General features: G+C 59.2%; 11 protein-coding genes. 3 read left to right on the top strand and 8 right to left on the bottom strand.

Annotation, left to right across the window (positions count from 1 at the left end; all coding sequences use genetic code 11):
• Window positions 1-7: 7 nt before the first annotated feature.
• From AC1VYI_RS11960 to AC1VYI_RS11950, 3 genes are read left to right on the top strand one after another with little or no spacing between them, the layout of a single operon-like run.
• On the top strand, window positions 8-1,357 hold the full coding sequence (locus AC1VYI_RS11960) for an SrfA family protein (RefSeq protein ID WP_134866135.1): 1,350 nt from the start codon (window positions 8-10) through the stop codon (window positions 1,355-1,357).
• A gap of 4 nt (window positions 1,358-1,361) precedes the next feature.
• Complete coding sequence (locus AC1VYI_RS11955; RefSeq protein ID WP_134866134.1) at window positions 1,362-4,343, top strand: virulence factor SrfB; 2,982 nt, start codon at window positions 1,362-1,364, stop codon at window positions 4,341-4,343.
• Complete coding sequence (locus AC1VYI_RS11950) at window positions 4,340-6,517, top strand: virulence factor SrfC family protein (protein WP_226483861.1); 2,178 nt, start codon at window positions 4,340-4,342, stop codon at window positions 6,515-6,517. The genes AC1VYI_RS11955 and AC1VYI_RS11950 overlap by 4 nt, the downstream gene beginning before the upstream one ends.
• Window positions 6,518-6,547: 30 nt before the next feature.
• Here AC1VYI_RS11950 and AC1VYI_RS11945 read toward each other — a convergent pair whose 3' ends face one another.
• The 8 genes from AC1VYI_RS11945 to AC1VYI_RS11910 form a co-directional block, all read right to left on the bottom strand.
• The gene (locus AC1VYI_RS11945; RefSeq protein ID WP_134866133.1) at window positions 6,548-7,303 is read right to left on the bottom strand and encodes an alpha/beta fold hydrolase; all 756 of its coding nucleotides are present in this window, start codon (window positions 7,301-7,303) and stop codon (window positions 6,548-6,550) included.
• An 86-nt stretch (window positions 7,304-7,389) separates the two neighbouring features.
• Window positions 7,390-7,563 (bottom strand): GhoT/OrtT family toxin, encoded by a 174-nt coding sequence (locus AC1VYI_RS11940; RefSeq protein ID WP_013096478.1) that lies wholly within the window; start codon window positions 7,561-7,563, stop codon window positions 7,390-7,392.
• Window positions 7,564-7,746: 183 nt separating this feature from the next.
• Window positions 7,747-9,171, bottom strand: a complete 1,425-nt coding sequence (patD, locus tag AC1VYI_RS11935) for an aminobutyraldehyde dehydrogenase (protein WP_023311992.1) — start codon at window positions 9,169-9,171, stop codon at window positions 7,747-7,749.
• 24 nt (window positions 9,172-9,195) lie between these two features.
• Entirely contained in the window at window positions 9,196-10,002 is an 807-nt protein-coding gene (locus tag AC1VYI_RS11930; RefSeq protein ID WP_226483862.1) for an ABC transporter permease, read from the bottom strand.
• Window positions 9,992-10,936, bottom strand: coding sequence for an ABC transporter permease (locus AC1VYI_RS11925; RefSeq protein ID WP_023311994.1), 945 nt, complete (start codon window positions 10,934-10,936; stop codon window positions 9,992-9,994). The genes AC1VYI_RS11930 and AC1VYI_RS11925 overlap by 11 nt, the downstream gene beginning before the upstream one ends.
• A 1-nt stretch (window position 10,937) precedes the next feature.
• Window positions 10,938-11,951, bottom strand: coding sequence for an ABC transporter ATP-binding protein (locus tag AC1VYI_RS11920; RefSeq protein ID WP_045354186.1), 1,014 nt, complete (start codon window positions 11,949-11,951; stop codon window positions 10,938-10,940).
• A 17-nt stretch (window positions 11,952-11,968) separates the two neighbouring features.
• On the bottom strand, window positions 11,969-13,114 hold the full coding sequence (gene ydcS, locus AC1VYI_RS11915; RefSeq protein WP_059446758.1) for a putative ABC transporter substrate-binding protein YdcS: 1,146 nt from the start codon (window positions 13,112-13,114) through the stop codon (window positions 11,969-11,971).
• Between the two features lie 271 nt (window positions 13,115-13,385).
• Window positions 13,386-14,795: an aminotransferase-like domain-containing protein gene (locus AC1VYI_RS11910; protein WP_023311997.1), complete on the bottom strand. Its 1,410-nt coding sequence runs from the start codon at window positions 14,793-14,795 to the stop codon at window positions 13,386-13,388.
• Window positions 14,796-14,864: the final 69 nt, after the last annotated feature.

Below are 14,864 nucleotides of genomic sequence, written 5' to 3'. Positions count from 1 at the left end.
TCAAATCGTGGCAAAAACTCTTTTACGCAGCGGTAACCTGGATGACTTTCAGGCCGTTGGCGGCGGCGGACAAGCCGTTTTTGAATCAGCGTTACAAATCCGGGAAGCGCTCCGGTTGCGCAAACAACAGGCCATCGTCGACTGTCTGGCTATTCCTCAGGTCAACGACAGCGGTGACCGCGTGGACTGGTATTCCCCCGTTGAAGGGAGCGTAACCAGCTGGAAAGCGGCCGATGAAGATGACCGTTATCGCGCCCTGCGCTATCTGGAAAACACGCTAGCCAGCGTTGAGTCGTTAAGCAAGAAATGCCTCCAGTCGCCCAAAACCGCACAGCAGCTTTTTGGTTCTCTGCTGTCAAAGGCGTTTCAGTTCCCGGGTGAAAACTTCCTTTTCCTGGTGGACGGAAAGCCGGTCATCAGCTTCTGGGGGTTTGTAAACCTGAATGAAAATGCGCGCGACGATGTCCTCGACTGCCTGCGTGAATCGCTGGTCCCTGAGCCTGCCCCCGTTGTGATTGAAGATCCTGAACCCGAGCCTGAGCTAGAACCGGTTGTGGCCTTCGAACACGCCGACGAACCGCTGATCGCCCCTTCCACGGTGGTGCGTATCACGCCGGAAGATCTGTATGAGCCTGAGCCGGCACAGGCCGTTGCGCAACCCGTTCAGGAACTGGCTGTGCCGATCGTCGCGAAAAAGCGCCGCGTTCCCCTGTGGACGCTGCCGGTTGCCGTCGCGATCGTTGCCGCCATTGCCGCACCGCTGCTGTGGCCAAAACAGTCGCCTTCCGCTGAGCCCGCCCCGGTGCCCGCCCCTCAGCCCGTAGAGATTGCGCCAAAGCCGATCAAAGCGGTTGAGCCGCTGGCCATGAAATTACCGCTGCATCAGGCAGAGGTCGTGGCCAGCAAAGAAAAAGAAGCAGCTCCGGCCGCTCCTGCGCCACAGCCCGCTCCGGTGGTGATTGTCGCCATCCCGAAAGACGCCATGGTGATGGAAGCGAATCAGGTGAAAGCGGGATCGACGCGTTTCCTGAACGGCACCTGGCGTGCGGTTCTGGACGTGAAAGATCCGGTCACCGGCAAGCCACCGTCAATGCGCTATCAGATCCAGAACAATAAAGGCTTCGCCCGGGTTGTCCATGGCGACAACGTTGTCTGCCGCGCGGAGGTCTTCTCCGGCCTGCACAGCAACGGCGAGCTGATGATTAAAAGTCGCGGTACTGCCCGCTGCACCGACGGCTCCCGCTACCCGATGCCGGAGGTTGCCTGTAAAGCAGGCGCCAGCGATATCGCAGAATGTCGCGCCCGTTATGATGCCAATACCGTCGTTCCCCTGACGTTCAAGAAAGCAGGTGCCTGATCCTATGCTGGTAAATCTTTGCGACTATAAACAAAGCGTCACGCTTATTGCCAACAGCGGCGTGCAGTTCCTTGATTTCGGTCTGACGCCGCAGGATACCGCCAGCAACGGGCGCTTCGTACGTAAAACCGCGAACGGCCCGCTGCTGCGGCTCGATTTCGACCTGGTTAACGGGCGCTATACCGTGCCTGGGACGAACGGCGGGCAGCCTGAAGTAGTTAAGCCGGAAACCACCATCCCGCTGCATCAGTCCCTGGCGGTGCTGGACGGCGTCTGGCTCCCGGTTCCGTTCCTGCGCTTCAACCCGCCGCGAACCTTCGTTGAGGGGCCGGATAACTGGGCCCGCGTTCAGGTGCGCAGGCTGGATACACCCGACACGGCAGGCAATACGCACCGCGTCACGCTCGCCCTTGACAGCCAGATTGCAGAACACGCCACGTCCGCCCTGTCCCCGGTTGAAAACGATATTCTCAACGGGACCCGATTCGCGCTGGCCTGGCGAGACAACGAAGTTGAAAGTTTCCTCGACCAGACCTGGATTGACGGCTGGCTGCGCGAGGCGTTTACCCAGTATGCCGACGGCGTTGAGAACCGCTCTGAACGCGACCTGCAGCAGGCGATGCGCAGTTTTGAATATCAGGCCCACTGGCTTAACCTGCTGACCATGCTCGGTGAACAGCTCACCGTACCGGAAGTGAAATTTGTCACCCATACGCTCAGCACGCCAGCCATTCCGGTCGACCTGATCCTCGACGTGGGCAATACCCACACCTGCGGCGTCATTATTGAAGACCACGGCGACGCCAACGATGGCCTGCGCCAGACCGCCGAGCTGCAGGTCCGCTCGCTAAGCGAGCCGCAGTTCCTGAATGCGCCCCTGTTCACCAGCCGTCTTGAGTTTTCGGAAGCGCGCTTTGGCAAGCAGCACTTCTCGGTTGAAAGCGGTCGCGAAGATGCCTTTGTCTGGCCGTCAATTGTTCGCGTGGGCGATGAAGCCCGCAAGCTGGCGATGCAGCGTCTGGGGACCGAAGGCAACAGCGGCATCTCCAGCCCGCGTCGCTACCTGTGGGATGAAACGCCGGTCGTGCAGGACTGGCGCTTTAGCCAGATGAACAGCAAAACCCAGCGCGAGCCGCTTGCCACCGCGTTTCCGCTGATGAACCTGATGAACGACGACGGCGAGCCGCTCTTCACGCTGCCGCAGGACGAGCGCCTGCCGGTCTTCTCGCCGCAGTACAGCCGCAGTACGCTGATGACGCACATGCTGTGCGAGCTGCTGGCGCAGGCGCTGGGGCAGATCAACAGCGTCGCCACGCGCCTGCGTCTGGGCTTCCCGGCGTCGCCGCGCCAGCTGCGCACCCTGATCCTGACCCTTCCCTCGGCCATGCCAAAGCAGGAGCGCGAAATTTTCCGTCGCCGCATGTTTGAAGCCATCGCCATCGTCTGGAAAGCGATGGGGTGGCACCCGCAGGATGAGGATTTTGTCACCCGCAAACAGCAGGATAAAAGCGTGGTGCCGGTTCCTGAAATCCAGATGGAGTGGGATGAAGCCAGCTGCGGTCAACTGGTCTGGCTGTATAACGAAGCAATCTCACGCTTTGGCGGTCAGACCGAAGCTTTCTTCGCCTCCCTGGCCCGCCCGGACCGTGAGCCTGAGCCGGGTAGCCAGCCGGGCCGCGCGCTGCGCGTTGCCTCCATCGACATCGGCGGCGGCACAACGGATATGGCGATCACCCATTATCAGCTGGATGACGGCTCCGGCAATAACGTCAAAATCACCCCGCAGCTGCTGTTCCGTGAAGGCTTTAAAGTCGCGGGCGACGACACGCTTCTGGACGTGATTCAGCGCTACGTGCTGCCCGCGCTGCAAACGCAGCTGCAGAAGTCCGGTATCGCGGACGCTTCGCTGCTGATGGCGTCGCTGTTCGGCGACTCCGGGCGCATCGATACCCAGGCGGTACTCCGTCAGCAAACGGCGCTTCAGCTCTTTATGCCGATTGGCCACGCTATTCTTGCCGCGTGGGAATCGAGCGACGTTGACGATCCGCTGGCCGGTCTGCATGCCACCTTTGGCGATCTCCTGCCGCAGAAACCGACCCGCAACGTAATGAATTATCTGCAGCAGGCGATCGACCATGCCCTGCCTGCGGGTTCAGACGCGTTTGACCTGTTCGCGGTGCCGCTGCATGTGAACTTCCGCGAAATGCAGGATGCAATGCTGGCCGGGCAGTTTACGCTGGCCTCGCCGCTTCACGCGGTGTGCGAGGCGATATCCCATTACAGCTGCGATATTCTGCTGATCACCGGACGCCCCGGCTGCCTGCCTGGCGTTCAGGCGCTGATTCGTCATCTGCAGCCGGTGCCTGTAAACCGTATCGTCTGGCTGGATAAATACCAGGTGCACGAGTGGTATCCGTTCAGCCAGCAGGGGCGCATTGGCAACCCGAAATCGACGGCCGCCGTGGGGGCCATGCTCTGCAGCCTGGCGCTGGACCTGCGTCTGCCGCGCTTCAACTTTAAAGCCGCGGACATTGGCGCGTATTCAACCGTGCGGTATCTCGGCGTGCTGGATAACACCGTTAATACCCTGCGCGAGGAAAACGTCTGGTATCAGGATATCGACCTCGATAAGCCGGGCGCGAAGCTCGACGCGCGTCTGCACTTCCCGCTGCGCGGTAACGTTACCCTCGGCTTCCGCCAGCTGGCGAACGCGCGCTGGCCCGCCACGCCGCTCTACACGCTCAGCATCAACTCGGCTGAACTGGCGAAAGCCATTGCCGGTGACGGCGTGCTGAACGTGCGGCTGAAGCTCTGCGGCGGCAGCAAGCAGGAAGGTCCTGAGGCCTTCGAGCTGAGCGATGCCTGGCTGCAGGACGGCACGCCGGTTGCCCCTGACGCATTAACCTTCAAACTGAATACCCTGGCCGATCGCCGACATAGCGGTAGCCACTACTGGATCGACAGCGGGAGCGTATACCTGAAATGACAGCGACGACGACCACCACTCAGGCCTTAATCGGGTGGATTAATGAGACGCGCCTGAACGCCCCTGTGCTGGATAACGATGCTGACGCCCTGCTTGCTCGCATCAACGCGGCGCAGGCGCGGGAGCAGGCCATTGAACGCGCCATGACGCGCCAGAGCAGCATTGGGCTTTACGGTCATTCGCAGAGCGCGAAAGCCCATCTGCTGTTATCCCTGTGCGGCAGCGGTAATGGACGCCTGAACGTGACGCCGGGCCAGCGCACCTTTGACTATTTTTCGCATATCAATCCGGGACATGCCCTGACCAACATGGCCGTCCGCTTCACCCGGCAAAGCCCGGAGGTGGCGGATGAGGCGTTCCCGCTGCGTCTAAGCCTGGTCACCGAGGCCGAGCTGGTACAGCTGTTTATTGCCCGCTCGACGCTGCATCCGCAGATGCGCGCGGTAGATAAGGCGGTCATTGAGACACGTCTGGAGAAATGGCGCGGGCTGCGCCAGCCGCAGGGCGTGCCCGGTATCACGGCTCAGGAAGTGGGTGCGATAGCCCGCTTCTGGCAAAGCACCGTACCCGCCGCTAAGCAGCAAATTGATGATGCCCTGTGGCATGAGTTCGCCCGGCTGGTGCCTTCTCTCGATCTCAGCACGCGGGCCAGCGTCTGGTCGCTGCTGTGGGGCGAGCAGCAGGAGTTGACCCAGCAGTGGTTAAAACTGGCCCATGTGCTGCACCAGACCAGCCATGCCGGCGAGCTTGCTGCCCCGCTTAGCCTGCTGGTGGACAGCTTTGGCCTGCCGGGTGAAGGGTTCCTGACGCACGACGGCACGTTAGATCTTCAGGACGCGCAGGAGACGCTGCTTCATCCGCTGAATAGCGGTGAAATGCTAAACGCCATCAGCATCCCCGTCGACGTGCTGGCCTTCCTGACCCGCGAGCTGGTGCTGCCGGTTGAGAACGGCGCGCTGGATAACGTCGATATTATTGATATTCCGGTTTTTGAAGATAACCGTGCCGACCCGCTACGCCAGGCGAAGTCCCAGTGGCTGCTCGAGCATTACCGTCAACAGCTTCAGCCGGATGTGCTGGTGATTTGCAACGCGACGGCGCAGCACGAACACACGGCAAAAAAAGCAAAAGTGTTGATGAACTGGGTCAAGGAGACGCAGCCTGCTGAAGAATCGGCCCTGCCGGGGCTGGTGTGGGCGATTACCCCTCACGACGCCCGCTTTACCACCCGACAGAATCTCGATGAAGCTGTACAGCATCTGCTTGGAAAGCCGGGTTTACGCTGGGGCACGCTGCAGGCGCTGGACAGCCACAGCATGCAGCGCGTCATTGAGTGGCTCTCTCAGGCCACGCTGCCCGCGCAGCGACAGAAGCGTCTCGGCACGCTGAAAGGCTTGCTGCGACAGGAGCTCTCATCGCTGATGCAGAGCTATCTGGCACCGCTGGTTGAAGAGCCGGGGACAAGACGCGCTCAGGCCGAAAACATGGTGCGCACGCTGCAAAGCAGCGCCGCCCGCCACGGCGAACTGCTTGAAGGCCTGCTGCCGCCGCTGAAAGCCTTTGAAACGCTGCTCGCCGTTCAGCAGCCGCGCGAGGAGCAGGTGAACGGGCTGTTTACGGACACTATTGACCTGTTTGCCGAGAATACCCAGGAAAGCAGCGGCCTGTTCCAGACAAAAGACAAAGCGCGTCTGGCGCACAGAGTCTGGATAAATCATCTGCGTCAGTGGAGCCGCAATGAGGCAACGGCCGCGCGCCTTGGGCTGGAGCCTTCGGTATTACAGCAAATCGCGGATGTGCTGGTGGTCACCAGCTACCGGCTTGATCTGCCTCAACAGCTTCAGCGTATCGTCGAAGCGGATAAAAGCAGCGCGGCACAGCTGCATGCCGTGATGGGCAATTTCATTGGCTGGCTGGGTTACGACCAGACGCCTGTGGCAACACGTCCGGCAAGCCGCATCCGCAAGGGGCAGGCCATCTTCGTTACGCCAGTGGTCAGCAGCGCCGAGCCTCGCTTGACGCGACTGGGAGAACAGCCTGTGCATGCGGCCACCTCGTACGTATACGACTGGCTGGTCGCACTCTATAGCCGCGCGATAGAGAACATTGATTACCAGCATCCGCATGATGTTCAGCCCGGTGCTCGCCGGGCTTTACAGGCGTTATTGCGCTGAGATGTCGGCCCGCAGCCATGCGGGCCATTTTCACCGCGCCATACAGCCAACGATCGTCTGCGCCAGCGCAGAAGGGTTTTCCCACGACATTGAATGCCCTGCCGCAGGAATGATTTTCACCTCGACGCCCTTTTGCTTCAGACTTTCCACATCGTCATCCGGAAGAGAATGCTCGCCGAAAATCAACGTTACCGGGCAAGGAAGTGACAGAAACTGCGCTTCCCATTCCGGTTCAACGCCCGCCACCAGGCTCGATGCGCCCCGCCAGACGGCATATGGCGCATTGCTCTGCAGACATCCCGCCCACGCCGTTTTTTCCGCGCTGAGCATGGCGTCATAGCCCTGCGTTAGAAACTGCTGCTCGGTTTGCGCCGCAATAGACCGGCTGAACATGCCCCCGCCCGCGTGAAAATTAGGCTCTGACACCATCAGGCCCTTCACTCGTGACGCCAGCAGCCCCGCCGTTTCGATAGCAATGCTGCCGCCCATGCTGTGGCCGTATAACCAAAAGGACTCCAGCTCTAGATGGTCAATCAGTTCCGCCACAACGTTCGCCTGGTCGGTGGTTTTATAGCTGTAGTGCTCAGGCTTGTCGCTGTAGCCGCTGCCGGGCAAATCGATGAGAATCGCTCTACGCGCGCCAAACTGCGGGTCATGAACGACACGGGGATATTCATAGGAAGAGGCGCAGCCCAGCCCGTGAATGAACACCACGGGATCGCCGGTGCCGGGCAGGTCATGCCAGCGCACGGTACAACCGGCCTGCTGCGAGTAAAAACTGTTCATAAGCACTCCTTTTACGATGCACTGTTTATTTATACAGTTACCGTATCTGGAATGCCATATTCATCTTTTAAAAATGGAAGCGTGCTTCAGAAAAGCGAGACCAGCAGCGCAACGGGAAAGCTCATTGGCCAGGTTGACCCCACCAGAAAAGCGCTGAGCAGGCGGATACGTTTGCGGTCTTTAGAAAGGAACCAGGTAATTAATGCGCAGATGGAAGCCATGATTGCGTAAAAAACCAACATCTTTTGATACAACGTCATTCTGTATACCAGAGCCGAAAAAATAACCGCACGCAATATGCGTCATATGTTGATACAGATCAAGTTTTTTCGTTACAGAATAACCACTTAAAGATTATGGACAATAACAATTGAGTATCTTACGTAACACTCATGGCGGGCGCGGGGAACGCCTGGCCGCGCATGCGGCCAGGCGTGGCGGGCTTAGTGTTTGATCATGACATGCCGCACGACCGTATAATCCTCAAGCCCGTAGACCGACATATCTTTGCCGTAGCCGGATAATTTCATGCCGCCGTGCGGCATTTCGCTCACCAGCATAAAATGGGTATTCACCCAGGTGCAGCCGTACTGCAGGCGCGCGCTCAGACGATGGGCGCGGCCCACGTCTTTGGTCCAGACCGATGACGCCAGGCCATACTGCGAATCGTTCGCCCAGGCCAGCACCTGCGCTTCGTCGTCAAACTCGGTAACGCTCACCACCGGGCCAAACACCTCCCGCTGAACGATGGCGTCGTCCTGCTTCGCCCCCGCCAGCAGGGTTGGCTGGAAGTAGTAGCCTGCCCCCTCTTTTTTGGTCCCACCGGTGACAACGCGGATGTGGCCGAGCGCTTTCGCCTCATCGACCGCCTGACAGACGCGTGAAAGATGGGCGGCCGAGCTGAGCGGTCCCAGTTCGGTAGAGTCATCCTCCGGCGCCCCCATTTTGAGGCTGGCGACCGCTGCGCCCAGCTTTTCCACCAGCGCGGCATAGATGCCCTTCTGGGCATAAATCCGGCACGCCGCCGTACAGTCCTGCCCGGCATTGTAGAAACCAAACGTCCGCACCCCTTCGACAACCGCATCCAGGTCAGCATCATCAAAGACGATAACCGGCGCTTTACCGCCCAGCTCCATGTGGGTGCGTTTAATGGAGGACGCGGTATGGCCGATGATATGTTCCCCGGTAGCAATCGAACCGGTCAGCGAGACCATACGGACTTTTTCATGCCCGGTCAGCGGATCGCCGACCGTTTTCCCCCGGCCAAACAGGACGTTCAGAACGCCTGCCGGGAAGATATCTTTAGCCAGCTCTCCCAGCTTCAGCGCGGTCAGGGGCGTGATCTCTGAGGGCTTAATCACCACGCAGTTCCCTGCCGCCAGCGCGGGGGCCAGTTTCCAGGCCGCCATCATCAGCGGATAGTTCCAGGGGGCAATAGAGGCAACCACGCCCACCGGATCGCGGCGGATCATCGACGTGTGGCCGTCAAGGTACTCCCCGGCGGCCAGCCCGTTCAGACAGCGGGCGGCCCCGGCAAAGAAACGGAAAACGTCGACCACCGCCGGAATTTCATCACCCAGAGCACAGTGCAGCGGCTTGCCGCAGTTGAGGGATTCGAGCCGGGCAAAGTCCTCCCCATGCGCTTCAATCGCATCCGCCAGCTTCAGCAGGCACTCGGCACGGGTTTTCGGCGTGGTTTGCCCCCACTCAGCAAAAGCACGGTCGGCCGCCTGAACCGCCGCGTCGACCTGAGCCGCTGACGCCTCGGCAATCTCCAGCAGGAGTTCTCCAGTGGCCGGGTTATAGACCGGCTGTTTTTCTCCCTCTCCGGTTACCAGTTTTCCCTCTATCAGCAGTTGTGTTTGCATAGCATTTTCCTGTTGAATTCACTGTTATTTCCCGCTGCCGGCGATGTTCTCACCGTCGCGGGTTAGCCACCAGGCTCCCAGAATGGGGATAGTTGTCACCAGCATCACCAGCAGTGCTACGACGTTGGTGACCGGAACGTCGCGCGGACGACCGAGCTGATTGAGCAACCACAGCGGTAACGTGCGCTCGTGTCCCGCCGTAAACGTTGTGACGATTATCTCGTCAAACGACAGGGCAAACGCCAGCATTCCCCCGGCCAGCAGCGCTGAACCCAGATTTGGCAGCACCACATAGCGGAAGGTTTGCCATCCGTCAGCCCCGAGATCCATCGACGCTTCCACCAGGCTCCAGGAGGTGCGTCTGAACCGGGCAATCACGTTGTTAAACACCACCACCACGCAAAAGGTGGCGTGTCCGACCACGATGGTGGAAAACCCAGGCTCAAGGTCGATCGTTTTGAATGCCGTCAGCAGTGCCAGACCGGTGATGATCCCCGGCAACGCAATCGGCAACAGCAGCAGCAGCGAGATCGCATCCTTGCCAAAAAACTCGCTTCGCCACAGCGCCGCTGCAGCAAGCGTGCCAAGCACAAGGGCAATCGCGGTGGAGAGCGCGGCAATCTGAAGTGACAACGTCACGGATTCAATAATATCGCCGCGCCCCGCCGCCACGCTGAACCACTTCAGAGTCAGCCCCTGCGGCGGAAAGCTGAAGGCCGCGTCTTCGGTATTAAAGGCATAGGTCGCGATAATCAGCAGCGGGAAGTGCAGGAAGATGACGCCTCCCCAGGCTGCCACTTTCAGGAACAGCGGTGCGCGTTCAGAGTGCATCGAATGCTCCCAGACGTTTCACGAACGCCAGATAGAGTGAAATCAGCACGATGGGCACCAGCGTGAACGCGGCGGCCATGGGCATATTGCCAATGGCGCCCTGCTGCGAGTAGACCATGTTACCGATGAAGTAGCCCGGCGGCCCCACCAGCTGCGGAACGATGAAATCTCCCAGCGTCAGGGAAAAGGTGAATATTGAGCCCGCGGCAATACCCGGGATCGCCAGCGGCAGAACGACGTAGCGAAAGGTCTGGCGAGGGCGCGCGCCGAGGTCGGCTGAGGCCTGCAGTAGCGAGGCCGGCAGGCGTTCCAGAGCCGCCTGGACGGGCAGGATCATAAACGGCAGCCAGATATAGACGAAGACCAGAAACCGTCCCAGCCCGGAGGTGGACAAGGTGTTGCCGCCAATCGCCGGGAGCGTAAGGAGTGAGGTCAGGATCGGCTCCAGCCCCATATGGTTGAGAAACCACTGCGCCACCCCATCCTTCGCCAGCAGCAGCGTCCAGGCGTAGGCTTTGACGATGTAGCTCGCCCACATTGGCAGCATCACAGCGATATAGAAAAACGCTTTCCACTTGCCGCGGGTGTATCGCGCCATGTACCAGGCCATCGGGAATGCCAGGATGGCGCTGGCAATCGTCACCGCAATCGCCATGGTTAACGTGCGCAGGATAATGTCGTAGTTTGCCGGGTTGAAAAGCGCCTGAATGTTCGCCAGGGTCAGATCCGGCGTGACGGCCATGGTGAAATCGTCAAAGGTGTAAAATCCTTGCCACAGCAGGGTCAGAAGCGATCCTAAATAGACGATGCCAAACCACATGAGCGGCGCGAGCAGAAGCAGGAACAGACCGAGCGACGGTTTACGCCAGAACAGCGCCGTCATGCGGCTTAAGCGGCCGTGCGAGGCGGGAGGATGCGCGACACTCATAGACATTTCACCTCTCCTCGTGCAGGCGAATCATCGCCTCGCGTGACCACGACGCCATCACCGCCTGCCCCGGCGCAATGCCGCTCAGCGACGAGGTTTCACTGAGATTGGCCTGGCTCACCAGCAGTTTGGCGCCATCGGCAAGTTTCAGCTCCAGCCGCGTGGCCGCCCCCTGATACTGAACGGCCTGCACGATGCCCTGAACCTGAACGTCTCCGCCCTCATTAAGGCGAATATGTTCCGGGCGCAGGGAATAGCTGCCTTCCATGCCGCATATTTTCTGCGCAAGGCCAGCATCAAAGACGTTGGACGTGCCGACAAAACCGGCGACAAACGGCGTGCGCGGACGCATGTAGAGATCGCGAGGAGTATCCACCTGCTCGATGCGCCCGTTATTGAACACCGCCACCCGGTCTGACATGGAAAGGGCCTCGCCCTGATCGTGGGTGACAAAAATAAAGGTGATGCCGAGTTCCTGCTGAAGCTTCTTTAGCTCGAACTGCATTTGTTCACGCAGTTTGAGATCGAGCGCACCTAAGGGTTCATCCAGCAGCAGGACGCGCGGCTCATTGACCAGCGCCCGGGCGATGGCGACACGCTGCCGCTGGCCGCCGGAAAGTTGTGAAGGTTTGCGGGCTATGGCAAAGCTCAGGCCCACTTTTTCCAGGGCATCACGGGCCTGCGCATGACGTTTTTTCTTGTCGATGCCTTTGACCATCAGCCCGTAGGCAACATTGTCGAGGATCGACATATGCGGGAACAGCGCGTAGTCCTGAAAGACGGTATTCACATCCCGCTCCCAGGGAGGCAGTTCGCTCGCCTCTTTGCCGAAGATAGAAATTGTGCCGCCTGACAGCTGTTCAAAACCCGCGATCAGACGCAGGCAGGTGGTTTTGCCGGAGCCCGAAGGCCCCAGCATGGAGAAAAATTCTCCGTCACGAATAGCAATGGTGACCCCATCCACCGCCCGTACGTCGCCGTACAGACGGGAAACGTTGTTAAACTCTACCGCGTACGTCATGTTCTGCTCCCGGGCAATTAACGACCGCCCATGATGGCGATGTAATCCTGCGTCCAGCGGCTGTAAGGGACAAATTTGCCGCCTTCGGCGATAGGGGTTTTCCAGAACATGATTTTGTCGAACTCGTTATAACCGTTTGTTTCGCAGCCTTTATCACCCAGCAGCGTGCTGGCCTTACACCCTTCAGCAACCACGGGCAGGGAGCCAAACCAGGCCGCCAGATCGCCCTGCACTTTCGGCGTCAGCGACCAGTTCATCCATTTGTAGGCGCACATCGGGTGTTTTGCCTGCGCGTGCAGCATGGTGGTATCCGCCCAGCCGGTCACCCCCTCTTTCGGGAAGACGGTGGAAATGGGCTGGTTCTCGGCCTTCAGGGCATTCGCCTGATACGGCCAGGCGCTGGAGGCCACGACGCCTTCATTTTTGAAATCGCTCATCTGAACCGTGGTGTCATGCCAGTAGCGGTGGATCAGCGCGTGCTGGTCGCGCAGCACTTTCAGCACGGCGGCATACTGTGCTTCGGTAAGCTGGTAAGGGTCTTTGATCCCCAGCTGCGGCTGGGTAGCTTTGACGAAGAGCGCCGCATCGGCGATATAAATCGGGCCGTCATACGCCTGAACGCGTCCCTGATTGGTTTTACCGTCCGGCAGATCCTGTTTGGTAAAGACCACGCTCCAGCTGTCCGGCGGCGTCGGGAAGGTTTTGGTGTTGTACATCAGCAGGTTTGGCCCCCACTGATATGGCGTGCCGTAGACTTTCCCGCCGACGTTAAACCATTCCCCTTTCACAATCCGCGCGTCGAGGGTTTTCCAGTTGGGGATGAGGTCGGGGTTAATGGGCTGAACGCGTTTCCCCATGATCAGGCGCAGAGAGGCGTCACCCGAGGCGGTGACCAGGTCATATCCCCCTTTCGCCATCAGGCTGACCATTTCATCCGACGTGGCCGCCGTCTTGACGTTGACCGCACACCCGGTCTCTTTTTCAAACTGGGTGACCCAGTCGTAGTTTTTATCCGTCTGTCCGCGTTCGATGTATCCCGGCCAGGCGATAATATCCAGTCGACCTTCCCCGTCGCCGATGGCCTTTGGTGGTTCTGCGGCTTGCGCTGTCATGATAGTCATGCCGAGCGCGCACAGGCTGCTGCGGGCAAATTTTTTGCTCATAAGGGTTACTCCTGTCGCAATGAAATTTAGCGGCAGCCGTGCCGTAAAAATATCTCCCTTATTAAACGTAGACCGCGCAAATGCGCCGCACCGTACGGCTTCAGGAAATTTCATCAAGGTGTGACCGAGGGCGCATTCCCCGTTAACTGGATTATAGACAAGGAGTTAGCCGCGAGAGACGGTATGCAGATTTCCTATGACAGGGCACCGCGAAATATTCGCAGCGCCGTCATCAGGATAAGAATTGATTATTTAAATAACGGAGAAAAGTTTATTCCAGCATCGTGCTAATTAATTTTCCTAACTGAATGACCGCCTGCTCTTCTCGCTCTCCCCACGCCCAGGAGGTATTAAACCGGAAGAACGGTGTCCACGCGTCGGAGGTGGAAAACATCTTTCCGGGCGCAATGCTGATGTGGTGCGTTAAGGCTTTTTCGCTGAGCAGCCCCGCATCCAGCTGCGCCGGAAGCTCCAGCCATAAAAAGTAGCCGCTGTCGTTATGGTGGATTTTGACGCCGGCAGGCATATGGCGCAAAAGGGACTGCCAGGCCTGCTGTTTTCGCTCGGCGAGCGTACGCCGCAGCCGGCGCAGATGGGCGTCGTAGCGTTTCGTCGCCAGGTAATCCACCAGCGCCAGCTGCACGGGTGAGCTGGTGGAGAGCGTGCTCATCAGCTGCAGCTGCTGAATGCGTCTCGCGTGTTTTCCTGCCGCAACCCAGCCGATGCGAAAACCGGCTACCAGACATTTTGAAAAGGACGAGCAGTGAAGCGTCATGTCCTGGCGATCCCATGCTTTCGCCGGGAGCGGCTTTTCGCGGCCAAAATAGAGCTCGCTGTAGACATCGTCTTCAATCAGGGGGACGTTGTGTTGCGTTAACAGCGCGACAAGCTGCGCTTTTTTCTCCGCGCTCAGCGTGAAGCCAAGCGGGTTTTGACTGTTGGTCATGATCCAGCAGGCCTTAACCGGGTACTCCTTCAGCGCCTGTTCAAGGGCATTCAGGTCAATCCCCTCGCGGACATCCGTCGCAATCGACAACGCTTTGAGCTTCAGGCGTTCCAGCGCCTGCAGCGCGCCGTAAAAACACGGGTTTTCGACTATCACCCAGTCGCCCGGCTCGGTTACCGCCTGCAGGCTGAGATTGAGCGCTTCAAGCGCGCCTGCGGTGATCACGATCTCTTCCGGGGAGATATTCATCCCCTGCTGCGCGTAGCGACGGGCAATGGCGTGGCGGAGATCGACGTTACCCGGGGGCAGGTTCTCAATCACGCTCATCGCCGTCGCGGTTTTGCTGACGTTCGCCAGCGAGCGGTTGAGCTGCTGCAGCGGGAAAAGTCGGGGATCGGGAAACGCGGAGGCAAAAGGAACAACGGACGGGTCGCGGCTGGCCTGTAAGACGTCGAAGATGTAGGTATTAATATCCACCACTTCGTCACGCATCACCTGGGCAGGTGGAGCAGGCTGATGTGCGGTCGGGCGCGAGGCAACGTAATAGCCCGACTGCGGTCTGGCGACAATGCGCCCCTGACTTTCCAGCATCTGATACGCGTGGCCAACGGTCATAAAACTCATGCCGCTGCTCGCCACCTGCTCTCGCAGCGAAGGCAGCTTATCGCCCGGCAGCCATACGCCAAGCTCAATCTGCGAGATAATTTGTTGCGCCAGACTCTGGTATTTTTTCATCAAATTCTCCTTGTGACCGACAGTGTATATCAGCAGGAGAAAAAGAGAAGATTTAGCTAACTGTTATGG

It is taken from the genome of Enterobacter sp. QK-SA4 (assembly GCF_056856775.1).
This window is presented reverse-complemented; position numbering and strand designations above follow the sequence as displayed.

What these genes read in the sequence shown, in the direction of transcription:
- AC1VYI_RS11955 (WP_134866134.1), top strand. Translation starts at nt 1,362, where the DNA reads ATGCTGGTAAATCTTTGCGACTATAAACAAAGCGTCACGCTTATTGCC.
- AC1VYI_RS11950 (WP_226483861.1), top strand. Translation starts at nt 4,340, where the DNA reads ATGACAGCGACGACGACCACCACTCAGGCCTTAATCGGGTGGATTAAT.
- AC1VYI_RS11945 (WP_134866133.1), bottom strand. Translation starts at nt 7,303, where the DNA reads ATGAACAGTTTTTACTCGCAGCAGGCCGGTTGTACCGTGCGCTGGCAT.
- AC1VYI_RS11940 (WP_013096478.1), bottom strand. Translation starts at nt 7,563, where the DNA reads ATGACGTTGTATCAAAAGATGTTGGTTTTTTACGCAATCATGGCTTCC.
- patD (WP_023311992.1), bottom strand. Translation starts at nt 9,171, where the DNA reads ATGCAAACACAACTGCTGATAGAGGGAAAACTGGTAACCGGAGAGGGA.
- AC1VYI_RS11930 (WP_226483862.1), bottom strand. Translation starts at nt 10,002, where the DNA reads ATGCACTCTGAACGCGCACCGCTGTTCCTGAAAGTGGCAGCCTGGGGA.
- AC1VYI_RS11925 (WP_023311994.1), bottom strand. Translation starts at nt 10,936, where the DNA reads ATGTCTATGAGTGTCGCGCATCCTCCCGCCTCGCACGGCCGCTTAAGC.
- AC1VYI_RS11920 (WP_045354186.1), bottom strand. Translation starts at nt 11,951, where the DNA reads ATGACGTACGCGGTAGAGTTTAACAACGTTTCCCGTCTGTACGGCGAC.
- ydcS (WP_059446758.1), bottom strand. Translation starts at nt 13,114, where the DNA reads ATGAGCAAAAAATTTGCCCGCAGCAGCCTGTGCGCGCTCGGCATGACT.
- AC1VYI_RS11910 (WP_023311997.1), bottom strand. Translation starts at nt 14,795, where the DNA reads ATGAAAAAATACCAGAGTCTGGCGCAACAAATTATCTCGCAGATTGAG.